A 15,598-nucleotide genomic window follows, 5' to 3' on the forward strand; every position below is an offset into this window, starting at 1 on the left:
TGTACCCGGCGGCCATGGACACGCCCTTACGTGAAATCGATACCGTATGGCGCGTCGTTTTTTTGTTTTCGTCCGCGGCGTCAGTTCATGCTGCCACCTTTAGCGGCGTATCGTTCGACTGCTCCATGAGCCAGGCCATCGCGTCGGGCAAGCCGCTCGAAGCAAGCGGCACGCCCGCGAGCCGCAGGCCCATTTCGCAGCCCGCGAGCGTGGCGAGCAACGTGAGATCGTTGCAGTCGCCCAGATGTCCGATGCGGAACATTCGCCCCTTCAGCTTGCCGAGCCCCGTGCCGAGCGACATGTCGAAACGTTCGTAGATCAGCTTGCGCACCGCATCGGCGTCGATGCCATCGGGCATCGTCACGCCGGTCAGCACCGGACTGTAGACGGCGGGGTCCGCGCACTGGATTTCCAGGCCCCATGCACGCACTGCGCGGCGGCAGGCTTCAGCGAGACGCTGATGCCGCGCGAACACGTTGTCGAGCCCTTCTTCTTCGATCATCTCGAGCGATTCCGCGAGCCCGTAGAGAAGATTCGTGTTCGGCGTGTACGGCCAATAGCCGTTGCGGTTCATGTCGATGATTTCGTCCCAGCCCCAGAAGCTGCGCGGCAGCGTGGCGCGCTTGCTCGCCGCGCGCGCCTTCTCCGACACCGCGTTGAAGCTGATGCCCGGCGGCAGCATCAAGCCCTTCTGCGACCCGGAGACCGTCACGTCCACGCCCCATTCGTCATGGCGATAGTCGGCGCTCGCGAGGCCCGAGATCGTATCGACCATGAGAAGCGCAGGGTGTCCGGCGGCATCGATGGCGCGGCGCACAGCGGCGATATCCGAAGTGACGCCCGTGGACGTCTCGTTGTGCACGACGCACACGGCCTTGATCGCGTGCTGGCTGTCCGCGCGCAGACGCGATTCGATCATGTCGGCCTGCACACCGCGCCGCCAGCCTTCGATGCCGGGCAACCCCAGGAACTCGGGCTTCAGGCCGAGGCTCTCGGCCATCTTCTTCCAGAGCGTGGCGAAGTGACCGGTCTCGTACATCAGCACGGCGTCGCCCGCGCTAAGCGTGTTGACGAGCGCGGCCTCCCAGGCGCCGGTGCCTGAAGCCGGATAGATCACCACGGGCTGCTGCGTCTTGAAGATGCGCTTGATACCGTCCAGCACGTTCAACCCCAACGCGCCGAACTCGGGGCCGCGATGGTCGATGGTGGGATAGCTCATCGCGCGCAGAATGCGGTCGGGGACCGGGCTTGGCCCTGGAATCTGCAGGAAGTGCCGACCGGAGGGGTGAAAGTCGAGCTTCAACATCGATGCATCTCCGTTTGAATATTGCATGCAAAAAACTATAATCGGCAAAAGCAGTCGAGTCCAAGCGCAATTTGTTCGGTGTTAACCCTTGTTTTTCTGGTATTTATCTCTCATGGGTTAAAATAACGACAAACTGATCAAGAGTCTTTTGCATGCAAAACGCAAATTTCGACGATGACAAGGTCATCGCGCCGCTGCTTCCGAAGGTCGAGCGCCAGCGCCTGCACGACACCGTGGTCGAGCACCTGCGCCGGTTCATCGTCGAAGGCCTGCTCGAACCCGGCAGGAAACTCAACGAGCGCGAACTGTGCGAGACCCTCGACATCTCGCGCACGCCGCTGCGCGAAGCGTTCAAGGTCCTGGCCGCCGAGGGGCTCATCGAGATTTCGCCGAACCGCGGGGCCACCGTGGCGAAAATGACCGAGGCCGAGATCCGCGAAACGTTCGAGCTGATGAGCGGGCTCGAAGCGTTCTCGGGCGAGCTGGCGTGCGAGCGCATCACGCCCGCCGAGATCGCCGAAATCAAGTCTCTCCACTACGCAATGGTCGCGTGCCGCGCGCAGAACGATCTCGCGGGCTACTACAGCCGTAATCAGGCCATTCACGACCGCATCAACGAGGCCGCGCGCAATTCGGCGCTGCGTCAGACATACATCTCGATCAACCGGCGGCTGCAAGCGCTGCGGTTCCGCTCGAACTATCAGACCCCCAAATGGGATCGCGCCATCGAGGAGCACGAGGCGATGCTCGAAGCACTCGACGCGCGCGACGGCAAGCGCCTGTCCACCATCCTGCGGCACCATCTGCTCGAAAAGCGCGACGCGGTGCTGCAACTTGTATCGACGGAACGCGCGCCAGACACGCAGCCCTAAAGCGCGGCCTGTTCGCGGCGCGTCGGCAGCGAGGCGTGCTGGTGTGAGGTCTGTCGCTGCGCCGCATGCGGCATTCCCGCATTTTCCAGGTCGCGGGATTTCGCGCCATGCTCCGCCCCCGGACTCGATAACGAGCCTGGCCGCGGCGGAAATCCGTCACTTGATATCGGCTTCGAGCAGTACGGGGAAATTGCGGGCGCAGCGTGCGGACGCTTTCGCATCTCGTCACGCACTAACTGGGGATGGGTTTTGCGCAATGGCATCGCCAGATACGACTGACGGTTGCGCTACCGCGGCTTGCCTTGTGCAAGCCGTTGAGCGACGTAGCTCGGGAATCTGTCTATCTGGCAGCCAGCTTCAGCGGCATCTGCCCGCGAACCGGGCGGACCGGACAAATAGTAATCACGCCGCGCCAGAAACGCAGGCGCAGCGCTTAGTAAGGCGGCAGATCGCCGACGAGTGGAAACATCTCGAACGTGTACCCCATATTGAAGTACCCCGCCCGCGCATAGGCAGCGATGCGTTCGACCTGCTCCGGCTCGCCGTGGCCCTCCGGCTGCGCCTGCACGTGTTCATGCCTTAGCCGCCGCATCGCTTCAAACGGGTGAACCGCGCTATGAAGGGAAAAAGCCATTAACCTCGACATCGCTTGCTCCAGGCTGTTAGTCCCTGGCCTTTAATCTAGTCGCCATCGCGCGCATTAACAAACAGTCTTTTTTCCCAAGCTTCGAACGCTGAATGCGTTAGCGCAGAGCCGCCGTTACAGCGGCCACGCATGCCTCGTCGCTGGCGAGCCGCGTCTGCACCATTTCGATGAGCTTGAGGATTTTCGTCGACCCGCGACGGCTTTCCGGATAGACCGCGCAGACGTGCGCCTCGCCGAAGCACGGACAATTGAAGCGCCAGTCCGTGAGGAGTGGCACGAGACGCCCGCTCTCCAGTTCCGGCACGACACTCCAGTAGAGGCAGGGCAGAATACCGGCGCCGCCCGTGGCCGCTGCGCGGGCGAGATCGTAGCTATCGGTGGCGATGGCGCCGCGCGGTTCGATCGCGACCTCCTCATGCATCGCGCCCTCACGACTAAAGTGCCAGACACTGGAGAGCGCCGGATGCCGGTACGCGATACACGCGTGCCGCGCGAGTTCATGCGGCGATAGAGGCGTGCCGTGCTGCGCGAGATACGCGGGGCTCGCGCAGAGCAGGCTGCGATTCGAGCCGATGGGCTTGACGATCTGGTTCGGCAAATCGTAATTGCCCATGCGCAGCGCGAGATCGAAGCCCTCGCTGACGATATCGACATAGCGATCCGATAACGCAATCTCCAGTTGAACGCGCGGGAACGACTGACTGAACGGCGCGCTGAGCGGCGCAAGCACCGCCTGCCCGAACGAATGCGCAGCCGTCACGCGCAGCAGGCCGCGTGGCTCATCGTCATGTTCGGAAAGCTGGCGTGCGCCGTCCGCGAGACGTTGCAGCACATCGGTCGCGGTCGCCAGATACTGCCGGCCGCCCTCGGTCAATACAAGCGTACGCGTGGTACGTTCGAACAGACGCGTGCCCAACGTTGCCTCGAGTCCGGCGATCGCCTTGGTCACGGCCGAGGGCGTCTTGGCGAGCCGGCGCGCCGCGCCGCTCAGACTGCCTTCCTCGACGGCGCACACGAACGTTTCTATCGCGACGAGCAGGTCGATACGCGCCATGGTTTTTTTGTCCTCTCGGTGAACATTTCCTTTAAAGCACAGGTGGTGTGCAAAACAGGCACAAAACTGGCCGTATTTATTGACTTATTATCACAGCCAATCCACCTGGGCCACCCGGGCAATTCATAACGAGAGGTGAGGCAATGAGAAAGGTCGTGGTCGCTGCCACGCAGATGGCGGCAAGCTGGGATATCGAAGCGAATCTGGCCGAGGCCGAGCGCACCGTGCGCGAAGCCGCTCATGCGGGCGCGAATATCGTGCTGTTGCAGGAACTGTTTGCGACGCCCTACTTCTGCATCGACCAGAATCCTGCCCATCTTGCGCTGGCGCAGCCTTATAAGGGCCACCCGTGGCTCGGTCGCTTCGCGGCGCTCGCGCGCGAACTGGGTGTCGTGTTGCCTGTGAGTTTCTTCGAACGTGCGGGCGAAACGCAATTCAACTCGATTGTCATTTTCGACGCCGATGGCAAAGCCCTCGGCCTCTATCGCAAGTCACACATTCCGGATGGGCCCGGCTACACGGAGAAATATTATTTCTCGCCGGGCGACACAGGCTTCAAGGTGTGGGACACAGCATACGGACGGATCGGCGTGGCCATCTGCTGGGATCAGTGGTTTCCCGAATGCGCGCGCGCGATGGCACTGGCCGGCGCCGAAATTCTCTTGTACCCGACGGCGATCGGCAGCGAACCGCACGATGCTTCGATCGACTCGCGCACACATTGGCAGAACGTGCAGCGCGGCCACGCTGCCGCCAACCTGATGCCGCTCGTGGCCAGCAACCGCGTCGGCACCGAGACCGGCGAAACGGGCGCGATCACCTTCTATGGCAGTTCGTTCATCGCCGGGCCGGACGGCGAGAAGATCGTCGAATGCAATCGCGCCGAAACCGCCATCATCACCGCCGAATTCGATCTCGACGCACTGGCGTTCAAGCGCCGCGCGTGGGGCGTGTTCCGCGATCGGCGACCCGAGCGCTATGGGGTTATCACGCAGTACGCGATTCAAGACGGGAATTAAAAGGCCCAGCATGTGCCATTCTTTTCGCAATCGAGTTACATGCAAGGCACCGCATGCGAGAAGTTTGCGGATACACTGAAACCTTCTGGATCAACTCTAAAATTCCCATGATTGCAGAATGGATCATTGAGCAGACTTCCGACGCCCTGATCTACGCGGATCGCGAAGGAAAAATCGTTCGCTGGAACGAGGCAGCGACCACATTGTTCGGCTTCGGCAAGGATGAAGCGCTCGGCGCGAGCCTTGACCTCATCATCCCCGAACATCTTCGCGCACCGCACTGGAAGGGCTTCGACGCCGCAGTCGGAAGCGGCGTCACGCGGCTCGGCGGACATCCGACGCTCACGCGCGGCGTACACAAGACCGGAAAAAAGCTCTACGTCGAGATGTCCTTTGCGCTCGTGAAGGACGACGCGTCGCAGATCGTCGGCTCGGTGGCCATGGCACGGGATGTAACGGAGCGTGTGGAGCGCGAACGCGCCGCGCGCGCCGCAACGGCCACGCCGTCGCAATGAGACCGATCTTCCGGACGGGCTGACGTCGCTTCACCGCAATTGCCGACGTCTCGAGCATCAACGGTCGGCAGCGGGCGTGGAGATCGAATCGCCGCAATGTGACTGCGCGGCGACGCGAGCCATGGAGCGTAGCCGTGTTTCGGAAAGTCGGTTTATTGGTCTGTCTCGCTTGCGCGTCCGCCGCTGGGTCGGACGCGCAAGCGCAATCCATTCGCATCGAGTCAGGCAGCTACGGCGCCAATTGCGGCGCGCGTGAAGGCAACGCTACGCGCGACCTTGCTGCGCACTGCGACGCGCTCGAAACCTGTCGCTATGAAATCGACCCGATAGCAGCCGCCCCACGCCAGGGGCAATGCGCCGCCGATCTCGTGGCCGAATGGTCCTGCGGACCGGGTGTATTTCATCGCGCGACCGTCCGCGCCGCTCAGAAACACAGCGGCACGCTCGTGCTGACCTGTGTGCCGTCCACCGGCGCGGGCAAATAACCCGCCACAGCCCATACACGACACACCAGTAGCGATCCCCATCGCCACGCTCCGCTTGCAGACCCGCACGGATTGAGCAGTCACACGCCAGCACGGCCAAATCCCTACGCAAAAGCTGCGCGCTTTCGCCTCAGGATGCGTGTCGCCGAAATATATCATTTCGTGATATTGTTTTCGCACGATTCCTGTATGGATGATCGATGAACACATTTGGGCGAGACCTGAGCAAATTGAATTTCGAACAGCTCTCGGCGTTCCGCTATCAAATGCGACGCTTCGAGCGCTTCTCCGAACAAGCTGCCCACGACGAAGGCATCACACCGCGCCAATATTTGCTGCTCCTGCACATCAAGGGTTACCCGGGCCGCGACTGGGCGACGATCGGCGAGTTGGCCGAACGCCTTCAGGCGCAGCATCATGGCGTCGTCGCGCTGGTTTCACGCTGTGAGGTGCTGGGACTGGTCGAACGCAAGATTAGCGAAAGAGACCGGCGGCAGGTCGAAGTCCATCTGCTCGACGCAGGGGAGCAGGTCCTTGTGCGCCTTGCAGAGATGCACCGTGTGGAGCTGCGAACGCTCGAAGGTACATTCACGATTCCGCAAATCGACGTCTGAACGCCGCAACCCGCGAGTGGTTCCGCCGCAGCATTGCTGCCGGCGCGCCGCCCACCAGCGCGTTTATCGCGCAGCGACTTCGCGAGCCGCTGCGGTCACGCCCGCGCCGCCTGGCGCAGCACTACAGTCCCCAGATAATGTCAGCGTCGAGCGTTTCGGCCGCTTTCATCATGGTAATCAGGGGCCATGCGCGCTGGGACAGCTCATTGGCGGGTGCGTGATCGCCGTCGCGTGAATACTGCAGAGCCAGGTCGTTGCGCCCGGCTGCTGCGATCTCCGCCTCCATGCGTTCTATTGCACGAGGCAGTTCGTCATGCAGAATGACGCCACGCGCATCGAGCCTTCGCCCCATGAGTCCGAGCAGATATTGGGCGAGATCCCTAAGCATGACCACGTCCGGCGCTGCCCGCGATTGAAACGTAACCAGCATGTCCGTCCTCCCCGGTTGGGTGTCCTTTGCTTTCCGCCCGATAAAACCTCGCCCGCCCCTGTCGAAAATAATTGAGGCCCAAGGTGGAATGCGACGACAAAAAGGCGCGCGCACGAATTCCCTCGGAGAACTCGCGCCGCTCGGACCAGTCATCTCTGTGTTCTGTACGGTGTCGAACCACGCCTGATCTGGTCACATCCCACCCGTGGGCTTGCCTTCATTTTATATCATGTTGTGATGCATTCAAGCGAGACGCCGAAAGCAGCATGCAAACACGATGCCTCAATCGCGTGGCAACGGCTCCGCCTGCGATGCTTTCAAGCGCGTAATCGCTCGTCGGATTGAGGCAATCTGCTGCCCGCAGTTGGCGTTGCAGTTGGTCTCAATTACCAGGATTTCCCTTTTCATTCAGTCCGGCGTTTGCTGCAGCGCGACGAACCGCGCACGACTGTCGCCACTCGCAAGCCGCGGCCATAGCGCAAGCGCCGTGCAGGGATATTCACTATGGCCGATTCGGCGTTGCGATATACACTCAAACGGCGGTTCCCCGTGTCCGATAGCAGCCCACTGAATCCACACAGGATGCACAAGCCCGAGACGGCCATGAAAGACGAGACCACGCGGAGTCTGCCCCGGCGGAGACCACACGATGTTCGCCTGATAATTCGCACCCGGTGTGGATCTGCTCGCCGTCCTCGCCCGTCGATAGTGGATGCAGGGCCGTCTTTACATCAACGACGTATACATTCAGGCACACTGATCAATTGTGGCGTGAACTGCAAGCCGGCGTTTCTGATGACACGGCCGCCGCGGATCTCACGTAACCGCAGTGCGGTGACAAGCACGCTCCGAAATGAAATGCACGAGTGGGGCGGAGTGTTCGCACGATCTACCGTCCGTTCGCTTTCAATACAACCTCGTACGTAATACGCTAGATTCTGCACTGACCGTTCGGCGCGTCACCATAAATGCGACATGCATCTGGACGCATATCGAAACCCGGTGAATGCGCACCGTGCGCATTGGATCCACGTTCTTTACTAATGCCACGCCTTCCTCTTTAATTCGTACCTGATCGAACGCGATACCGAAACCTGGAGATGTCATGAGTCATTTTCTGGATCGTCTGCGTTATTTCACTACCGTGCGGCCCCAATTCGCCGACGGTCACGGCGCCGTCACAGACGAAGACCGAAAATGGGAGGAGGCTTACCGCACGCGCTGGCAGCACGACAAGATCGTGCGTTCGACGCACGGCGTCAATTGCACCGGCTCGTGCTCCTGGAAAATCTATGTGAAAGGTGGCATCGTCGCCTGGGAAACCCAGCAGACGGACTACCCGCGCACGCGCCCCGACATGCCCAACCACGAACCGCGCGGCTGCTCGCGCGGGGCATCGTATTCGTGGTACCTCTATAGCGCGAACCGCCTCAAGTATCCGCTCGTGCGCAGCGCGCTCGTCAAGTTGTGGCGCGAGAAGCGTCGTACGCTCGACCCGGTGGCCGCATGGCAGGCCATCGTCGACGACGACGAAGCACGCAGAAGTTATCAAACACGTCGCGGCCTCGGAGGCTTTATACGTGCCGACTGGAGCGAGGTGCTCGAAATCGTGGCCGCCGCGAACGTCCATACCGTGAAGCGCCACGGCCCCGATCGCGTGGTCGGCTTCTCGCCGATTCCCGCCATGTCGATGGTTTCGTATGCGGCCGGCTCGCGCTATCTCTCGTTGATCGGCGGCGTGTGCCTCTCGTTCTACGACTGGTACTGCGACCTGCCACCGGCCTCGCCACAGACCTGGGGCGAGCAGACCGACGTGCCCGAATCCGCCGACTGGTACAACTCGTCGTTCATCATGATGTGGGGCTCCAACGTGCCGCAAACGCGCACGCCCGATGCGCACTTCATGGTGGAGTCCCGCTACCGCGGCGCGAAGATTGTCTCCATCTTCCCCGACTATGCGGAAGGCGCGAAATTCGGCGACATCTGGCTGCATCCGAAGCAGGGTACGGACGCGGCTCTCGCGCTCGCGATGGGCCACGTGATCCTCAAGGAATTCCATCTCGCGGACAAGAGCGCGTATTTCGCCGATTACTGCCGCCGCTTCACCGACATGCCGTGCCTCGTCACGCTCGTCGAGCGCGACGGCCGGTATGTGCCGGACCGCTATCTGCGCGCCAGCGATTTCGGCGATTCGCTTGGGCAGACCAACAATCCCGAATGGAAGACAGTCGCTATCGACGCAGCAACGAATGCGTTCACGGTACCAGTCGGCTCAGTGGGCTTTCGCTGGGGCCAACAGGAAGGCGGCGATCGCGGCAAGTGGAACCTGCGGGAAGAAACCGCCGAGGGCAAGGCCTATACGCCCGTGCTGTCGCTCGTGTCCGGACACGATGACGTCGTCGACGTCGGATTTCCCTACTTCGGCAACGTCGCGCATCCGCACTTTCCGCACACCACGCATGACCCGGTTCTGACCCGGCGCATCGGCGTGCGACGCGTCGCGACGCGCGACGGCGAGCGCCTCGTCGCTACCGTCCACGACCTCTTCGTCGCGAACTATGGACTCGACCAGGGTCTGGGCGGCAAGGACATCGCACAGAGCTACGACGACGACGTGCCCTACACACCCGCATGGCAGGAAGCCATAACCGGCGTCAAGCGCGCCGACGTCATCAACGTCGCGCGGCAGTTCGCGGAAAACGCGGACAAGACCGAAGGACGCTCGATGGTGATCATCGGCGCGGGCATCAATCACTGGTATCACATGGACATGGCGTATCGCGCCATCATCAACATGCTCGTGATGTGCGGCTGCATTGGCAAGTCCGGTGGAGGCTGGTCGCACTACGTCGGTCAGGAAAAGCTGCGGCCGCAAACGGGCTGGACGGCGCTCGCATTCGGGCTCGACTGGAGCCGGCCGCCACGGCAGATGAACGCGACCTCCTTCTTCTACGCCCACACCGACCAGTGGCGTTACGACCCGATGAATCCGACCGACCTGCTTTCTCCGCTCGAGGACAAATCGGCTTACCACGGCTTGCCGATCGACTATAACGTGCGCGCTGAACGCATGGGCTGGCTACCCTCGGCGCCCCAGTTCATGAGCAATCCTCTCGATCTCGGCCGATCGTTCGCGGACCCGTCCAGCGCCGGTGCCGAAGTCGCTCGCCGGCTCAAGGACGGTAGCCTCAAACTGGCCTGCGAAGATCCGGATAATCCCGTCGCCTTCCCGCGCAACATGTTCGTGTGGCGCTCGAATCTGCTCGGCTCGTCCGGCAAGGGGCACGAGTATTTCCTGAAGCACCTGCTCGGCACGACTCACGGTGTACAGGGCGAAGAGGTCGCGAAACAGGGATTGCCCCGCCCCGAAGAAATCGCGTGGCACGAAGAGGCACCGCGCGGCAAGCTCGATCTGCTCGTCACGCTGGACTTCCGCATGTCGACGACGTGCATGTACTCGGACGTCGTGTTGCCCACCGCGACGTGGTACGAGAAGGACGACATGAACACGTCCGACATGCATCCGTTCATTCACCCGCTTTCCGCCGCCGTCGATCCGCCGTGGCAGTGCCGCAGCGACTGGGAAATCTTCAAGGCCATAGCAAAGCGTTTTTCGGAACTGAGCGAGGGCCATCTCGGTGTCGAGCGCGACGTGGTGCTCGCGCCGATCTCGCACGACGTGGCCGGCGAACTCGCGCAGCCTTTCGGCGTTCAGGACTGGAAACGCGGCGATTGCGAGCCGGTTCCTGGCAAGACGATGCCGGGCGTCGTTGTGCTCGAGCGCAATTACCCCGAGACGTATCACCGCTTCACGTCGCTCGGGCCGTTGATGGACAAGCTCGGCAACGGCGGCAAGGGCATCTCCTGGAACACGCAGACCGAAGTCGACCACCTCGGCGACCTGAACTATCGCGACGAAGACCCGCAAGCGGGCGACGCGAAGGGACGGCCGCGCATCAACTCCGCGCTCGACGCGGCCGAAGTGATTCTCTCGCTCGCGCCTGAGACGAACGGGGAAGTGGCGATGAAAGCGTGGCAGGCCCTCTCCAGCTTCACGGGCATCGATCACACGCATCTGGCCGAGGCCCGCGCCGACGAGAAAATCCGTTTTCGTGACATCCAGGCCCAGCCGCGCAAGATAATCTCGTCGCCGACGTGGAGCGGCATCGAGTCCGAGCACGTCTCGTACAACGCGGGCTACACGAACGTCCACGAGCTGATTCCATGGCGCACGCTGACCGGACGTCAGCAGCTCTATCAGGACCACGCGTGGATGCGTGCCTTCGGTGAAGCGCTGTGCGTCTACAAGCCGCCCATCGATACAGGCAGCTACGAGAAGATGGCCGGCACCCGATCGAACGGCAATCCGGAGATCGCGCTCAACTTCATCACGCCACATCAGAAGTGGGGGATCCACAGCACCTATACCGACAATCTGCTGATGCTCACGCTCTCGCGCGGCGGGCCGATCGTCTGGATCTCGGAGAAGGACGCGGCGCAGATCAGCGTAGTGGATAACGACTGGATCGAGTGCTATAACGCGAACGGCGCGCTCTGCGCGCGTGCCGTGGTGAGCCAGCGCATTCCGCGCGGCATGTGCCTCATGTATCACGCCCAGGAAAAAATCGTCAACACACCGGGCTCGGAAATCACAGGCACGCGCGGCGGCATTCACAACTCGGTCACGCGTATCGCGCTCAAGCCGACGCATATGATCGGCGGCTACGCGCAGCTCTCTTACGGCTTCAATTACTACGGCACGGTGGGTTCGAACCGCGACGAATTCCTCATCGTGCGAAAGATGAAGCATGTCGACTGGCTCGATGAGGAAACGCCGGTAGGTACCCTGCCCCAGGCTGTTCGCGAAGGAGAGTCCTCATGAAAGTCCGTGCTCAGATTGCGATGGTGCTGAATCTCGACAAGTGCATCGGCTGCCATACGTGCTCGGTCACCTGTAAAAACGTGTGGACGAGCCGCGAAGGTATGGAATACGCGTGGTTCAACAACGTCGAGACGAAACCGGGCATCGGCTACCCGAAGGATTGGGAGAACCAGGAACGCTGGCGTGGCGGCTGGGTGCGCAAGCCAAGTGGCGAAATCGAACCGCGCCTCGGTAGCAAATGGCGATTGCTCGCGCAGATTTTCGCCAATCCGCATCTGCCTGAAATCGACGACTACTACGAGCCGTTCACGTTCGACTACGCCCATTTGCAGGAAGCGGGCAACACGAAAGCGATGCCGGTCGCGCGACCGCGCTCGCTCGTGAGCGGCGAGCGCATGGAGAAGATCGAATGGGGGCCGAACTGGGAAGAGATTCTCGGCGGCGAGTTCGAGAAGCGTTCGAAGGACTATAACTTCGAGAATGTGCAGAAGGAGATTTACGGCCAGTTCGAAAACACCTTCATGATGTATCTGCCGCGACTGTGCGAACACTGCCTCAATCCATCGTGCGTGGCCTCCTGCCCTTCCGGTTCGATCTACAAGCGCGAGGAAGACGGCATCGTGCTCATCGATCAGGACAAGTGCCGCGGCTGGCGCATGTGTGTTTCCGGTTGCCCGTACAAGAAGATCTATTTCAACTGGAAGAGCGGCAAGGCCGAGAAATGCATCTTCTGCTATCCGCGCATCGAGGTCGGCCAGCCGACCGTGTGCTCGGAAACGTGCGTGGGACGCATCCGGTATCTCGGCGTGCTGCTCTACGACGCGGACCGCATTCACGAAGCGGCGAGCGTCGAGAAAGAAACCGACCTGTATCAGGCACAGCTCGATGTCTTCCTAGATCCGTTCGACCCCGCCGTCATCGAGCAAGCCGCGCTTGACGGCGTTCCGCACGCATGGATCGAAGGCGCGCAGCGCTCGCCGGTCTACAAGATGGCGATCGACTGGAAGATCGCGTTCCCGTTGCATCCGGAGTTCCGCACGTTGCCGATGGTCTGGTACGTGCCGCCGCTTTCGCCGATCAACGCGGCCGCCAACAGCGGCGAACTCAGCATGAACGGCTGGCTGCCCGACGTCCACGCGCTGCGCATTCCATTGAAGTACCTTGCGAATCTGCTGACCGCAGGCGATGAAAAACCCGTGCAGGTTGCACTGGAGCGGCTGCTCGCCATGCGCGCGTTCATGCGCGCGCGCCAGGTCGATCGTGTTGACGCGCCGCAGATCCTTCATCAGGTTGGGCTGTCACTGGCGCAAGTCGAGGACATGTACCGCTACCTCGCGATCGCCAACTACGAGGACCGCTTCGTCATCCCGACGACACACCGCGAATACGCCGAGAACGCATTCGATCTACGTTCGTCGTGCGGCTTCACGTTCGGCAACGGCTGCTCGGACGGGCGCACGGAAGCGAGCCTGTTCGCGCCGAAATCCGGCCATCGGCAGATTCCAATCCAGGAGATCTGAGATGTTTGCAGTCAAGCCACAGCCCATGACCTACCGGCTCCTTGCGTCGCTCCTCGAGTACCCGGAGTCCGCGCTCGTCGAGGCGACCGACGAGATCCGGGCGATGGTGCGCAGCGAGCGCGCGTTCAACTCCGACGTGCGCGAGAAGCTGGAGCGCTTCGTCGACTATCTCGGTTCGCGCGAGCTGATCGCATTGCAGGAGAATTACGTCGCCCTGTTCGACCGCGGCCGCGCCACGTCGCTGCATCTGTTCGAGCACGTGCACGGCGAATCGCGCGATCGCGGTCAAGCGATGATCGACCTCATGCAGTTATACGAGAAGCACGGCATGCTGCTGCATTCGGGCCAGTTACCCGATTATCTTCCCGTGTTCCTCGAATATCTGTCGATGCTCGATGCCGGTGAAGCGCGCTCGCTGCTCGGCGAAACGTCGACCATCCTCCAGTCGATCACCACCGAACTCGGCAAACGTAACAGCCACTACGCGTATGTGATTGGCGCGCTGCTGCCGTTGGCGGGCGCAGGCGATGGCAGCCTGCCCGAGTCCGCGCACGACGACGACGCCGGGGCTCCGCACGACAAGGACGCACTGCGCGCACTCGACGACGCGTGGACCGAAGAACCCGTGCGCTTCATGGGCGCCGAGCAACCACCCGCCACAGCGAACGTCGAATTTCATCCGCGACGCAAAACGAGCTGAAAAACCGCAACGCGCCGACCGGGCGCCCAGTAAGGAGCAGTCATGGACCATTATTTCCATCAGTTCCTGTTCGGCATCTACCCGTACATCTGCCTTGCGGTGCTGCTGTTCGGCTCGCTCGCGCGATTCGACCGCGAGCAATACACGTGGAAAAGCGACACGTCGCAACTACTGCGGCGCGGCTCTCTGCGCCTCGGCAGCAATCTGTTCCACTGGGGCGTTCTGGTCGTGGTGCTGGGACACTTCGTCGGATTTCTCGCGCCGCACTGGCTTACCGCGCCGTTCATGTCGGCGACGGTCCACCAGTTGCTCGCCATGGTCGCGGGCGGCATCGCGGGGTCCTTCGCGATCGTCGGCCTCACGATCCTGATCGCCCGGCGCCTCGGTGACACGCGCATCCGCCACAACAGCAGGACGTGGGACATCATCATCGTGTTCATGCTGTGGCTGCAGCTCGCGCTCGGCCTTGCGACCGTCGCGCTTTCGGCGCACCACATGGACGGCGTGATGTTCGAACAACTCACCGACTACGTGAAGGGCGTCGTCACGTTCCGGCCGAACATTGCCGGCCTGCTCGACGGCGTGCCATTCGTCTACCAGATGCACATCGCGCTCGGCTTCACGATCTTCCTCGTTTCGCCGTTCACGCGGATGGTGCATATCTGGAGCGGCATCGCGTCCATCGCGTATCTGTTCCGTCCGTACCAGCTCGTGCGCAAGCGCTAAAACTACTTCAAGCAAACAGGAATACCACCGATGGATGAAGCCTCGCAAACGATCGCGCGCGAGTTGCCCGCGCGCGTAAACGATGTGGTGATCAGCGCCGCGACGATCGAAGCCGAAAGCCGCCACTACGCGAACGCACCGGACCCGTCTCTCGCCGCTCGCCGCGCGCTCGTCGTTCACGAACTGCTGCGCCAGCGCGCTGTCGCACTCGAACTGATCGCACCGGATGCCGACATCGACGACACCACGCTCGACACGCTGCTTGCCCGCGAAATGCGCGTCCCCGAGCCGACGCGCGAGGACTGCGCGCGCTATTACGCGCAACATCCGGCGCGCTTTGTGCGCAACGAACTCGTGTATGCGAGCCACATCCTCTTCGCCGTGACGGACCGCGTGCCGCTCGCACTCCTTCGTCAGAAGGCCGAGCAAACGTTGGGCGAATTGCTGCGCGCGCCCGACACCTTCGAGGCGCACGCGCGTGAGCTGTCTAACTGCCCTTCGGCAGGCGTCGGCGGGAGTCTCGGCCAGCTTACGCGCGGCGACACGGTGCCCGAGTTCGAAGCGGCGCTGTTCGATTGCACCGACCTCGGCATCTTGCCGCGGCTTGTGCGAACGCGCTTCGGCTTTCACCTCGTGCGCATCGACCAACGGGTGCCCGGCGATCCCGTCTCATTCGAAGACGCCGCCGACACGATCGCGCGCTATCTCAGCGAGCGCGTGCGCCACAAGGCCGTTCAGCAATACGTATCGATTCTTGCTTCTGAGGCATCACTTGAAAACGCCGCACTCGAAGCGGCGACCAGTCCACTGGTTCAATGATCCAAACGCG

General features: G+C 62.0%; 14 protein-coding genes. 10 read left to right on the forward strand and 4 right to left on the reverse strand.

Going from position 1 to position 15,598, the window contains the following annotated elements; translation table 11 throughout:
* Positions 1-85 precede the first annotated feature (85 nt).
* Entirely contained in the window at positions 86-1,306 is a 1,221-nt protein-coding gene (locus D1Y85_RS22700) for a pyridoxal-phosphate-dependent aminotransferase family protein (RefSeq protein WP_124153321.1), read from the reverse strand.
* A gap of 152 nt (positions 1,307-1,458) precedes the next feature.
* On the opposite strand from D1Y85_RS22700, the gene D1Y85_RS22705 reads away from it, so the two are divergent.
* On the forward strand, positions 1,459-2,178 hold the full coding sequence (locus D1Y85_RS22705) for a GntR family transcriptional regulator (RefSeq protein ID WP_124153322.1): 720 nt from the start codon (positions 1,459-1,461) through the stop codon (positions 2,176-2,178).
* Positions 2,179-2,611: 433 nt separating this feature from the next.
* On the opposite strand, the gene D1Y85_RS22710 is transcribed toward D1Y85_RS22705, so the two are convergent.
* Positions 2,612-2,812 carry a hypothetical protein gene (locus tag D1Y85_RS22710; protein WP_246025021.1) on the reverse strand — a complete coding sequence of 67 codons (201 nt, stop codon included), beginning with the start codon at positions 2,810-2,812 and terminating at the stop codon, positions 2,612-2,614.
* Between the two features lie 109 nt (positions 2,813-2,921).
* Positions 2,922-3,878, reverse strand: a complete 957-nt coding sequence (locus tag D1Y85_RS22715) for a LysR family transcriptional regulator (protein ID WP_124153324.1) — start codon at positions 3,876-3,878, stop codon at positions 2,922-2,924.
* A gap of 143 nt (positions 3,879-4,021) precedes the next feature.
* On the opposite strand from D1Y85_RS22715, the gene aguB reads away from it, so the two are divergent.
* The 4 genes from aguB (at position 4,022) to D1Y85_RS22735 (ending at position 6,511) form a co-directional block, all read left to right on the forward strand.
* Positions 4,022-4,897 carry an N-carbamoylputrescine amidase gene (gene aguB / locus D1Y85_RS22720; protein ID WP_124153325.1) on the forward strand — a complete coding sequence of 292 codons (876 nt, stop codon included), beginning with the start codon at positions 4,022-4,024 and terminating at the stop codon, positions 4,895-4,897.
* 107 nt (positions 4,898-5,004) lie between these two features.
* Entirely contained in the window at positions 5,005-5,412 is a 408-nt protein-coding gene (locus D1Y85_RS22725; protein WP_185219089.1) for a PAS domain-containing protein, read from the forward strand.
* 134 nt (positions 5,413-5,546) lie between these two features.
* Entirely contained in the window at positions 5,547-5,897 is a 351-nt protein-coding gene (locus D1Y85_RS22730; protein ID WP_185219090.1) for a hypothetical protein, read from the forward strand.
* Between the two features lie 200 nt (positions 5,898-6,097).
* A complete protein-coding gene (locus D1Y85_RS22735; protein WP_124153327.1) occupies positions 6,098-6,511 on the forward strand; it encodes a MarR family winged helix-turn-helix transcriptional regulator in 414 nt (137 codons plus the stop codon).
* 121 nt (positions 6,512-6,632) lie between these two features.
* Here D1Y85_RS22735 and D1Y85_RS22740 read toward each other — a convergent pair whose 3' ends face one another.
* Positions 6,633-6,941 (reverse strand): DUF1840 domain-containing protein, encoded by a 309-nt coding sequence (locus D1Y85_RS22740; protein WP_124153328.1) that lies wholly within the window; start codon positions 6,939-6,941, stop codon positions 6,633-6,635.
* A 1,105-nt stretch (positions 6,942-8,046) separates the two neighbouring features.
* Here D1Y85_RS22740 and D1Y85_RS22745 point away from each other — a divergent pair.
* From D1Y85_RS22745 to D1Y85_RS22765, 5 genes are read left to right on the forward strand one after another with little or no spacing between them, the layout of a single operon-like run.
* Positions 8,047-11,823, forward strand: coding sequence for a nitrate reductase subunit alpha (locus D1Y85_RS22745; RefSeq protein WP_124153329.1), 3,777 nt, complete (start codon positions 8,047-8,049; stop codon positions 11,821-11,823).
* Positions 11,820-13,343 carry a nitrate reductase subunit beta gene (gene narH / locus D1Y85_RS22750; protein ID WP_124153330.1) on the forward strand — a complete coding sequence of 508 codons (1,524 nt, stop codon included), beginning with the start codon at positions 11,820-11,822 and terminating at the stop codon, positions 13,341-13,343. Before D1Y85_RS22745 ends, narH begins: the two co-directional genes overlap by 4 nt.
* Position 13,344: 1 nt before the next feature.
* Complete coding sequence (gene narJ, locus D1Y85_RS22755) at positions 13,345-14,043, forward strand: nitrate reductase molybdenum cofactor assembly chaperone (protein ID WP_185219091.1); 699 nt, start codon at positions 13,345-13,347, stop codon at positions 14,041-14,043.
* A 42-nt stretch (positions 14,044-14,085) separates the two neighbouring features.
* Positions 14,086-14,769: a respiratory nitrate reductase subunit gamma gene (narI, locus tag D1Y85_RS22760; RefSeq protein ID WP_124153331.1), complete on the forward strand. Its 684-nt coding sequence runs from the start codon at positions 14,086-14,088 to the stop codon at positions 14,767-14,769.
* Between the two features lie 30 nt (positions 14,770-14,799).
* A complete protein-coding gene (locus tag D1Y85_RS22765) occupies positions 14,800-15,588 on the forward strand; it encodes a peptidylprolyl isomerase (RefSeq protein WP_124153332.1) in 789 nt (262 codons plus the stop codon).
* The last annotated feature ends 10 nt before the right edge of the window (positions 15,589-15,598 follow it).

Origin of the sequence: Paraburkholderia dinghuensis (assembly GCF_003837865.1) — a bacterium.
Lineage (GTDB): Bacteria > Pseudomonadota > Gammaproteobacteria > Burkholderiales > Burkholderiaceae > Paraburkholderia > Paraburkholderia dinghuensis.

Coding starts and splice junctions, on each gene's coding strand:
- D1Y85_RS22700 (WP_124153321.1), bottom strand. CDS start 1,306: ATGTTGAAGCTCGACTTTCACCCCTCCGGTCGGCACTTCCTGCAGATT.
- D1Y85_RS22705 (WP_124153322.1), top strand. CDS start 1,459: ATGCAAAACGCAAATTTCGACGATGACAAGGTCATCGCGCCGCTGCTT.
- D1Y85_RS22710 (WP_246025021.1), bottom strand. CDS start 2,812: ATGGCTTTTTCCCTTCATAGCGCGGTTCACCCGTTTGAAGCGATGCGG.
- D1Y85_RS22715 (WP_124153324.1), bottom strand. CDS start 3,878: ATGGCGCGTATCGACCTGCTCGTCGCGATAGAAACGTTCGTGTGCGCC.
- aguB (WP_124153325.1), top strand. CDS start 4,022: ATGAGAAAGGTCGTGGTCGCTGCCACGCAGATGGCGGCAAGCTGGGAT.
- D1Y85_RS22725 (WP_185219089.1), top strand. CDS start 5,005: ATGATTGCAGAATGGATCATTGAGCAGACTTCCGACGCCCTGATCTAC.
- D1Y85_RS22735 (WP_124153327.1), top strand. CDS start 6,098: ATGAACACATTTGGGCGAGACCTGAGCAAATTGAATTTCGAACAGCTC.
- D1Y85_RS22740 (WP_124153328.1), bottom strand. CDS start 6,941: ATGCTGGTTACGTTTCAATCGCGGGCAGCGCCGGACGTGGTCATGCTT.
- D1Y85_RS22745 (WP_124153329.1), top strand. CDS start 8,047: ATGAGTCATTTTCTGGATCGTCTGCGTTATTTCACTACCGTGCGGCCC.
- narH (WP_124153330.1), top strand. CDS start 11,820: ATGAAAGTCCGTGCTCAGATTGCGATGGTGCTGAATCTCGACAAGTGC.
- narJ (WP_185219091.1), top strand. CDS start 13,345: ATGTTTGCAGTCAAGCCACAGCCCATGACCTACCGGCTCCTTGCGTCG.
- narI (WP_124153331.1), top strand. CDS start 14,086: ATGGACCATTATTTCCATCAGTTCCTGTTCGGCATCTACCCGTACATC.
- D1Y85_RS22765 (WP_124153332.1), top strand. CDS start 14,800: ATGGATGAAGCCTCGCAAACGATCGCGCGCGAGTTGCCCGCGCGCGTA.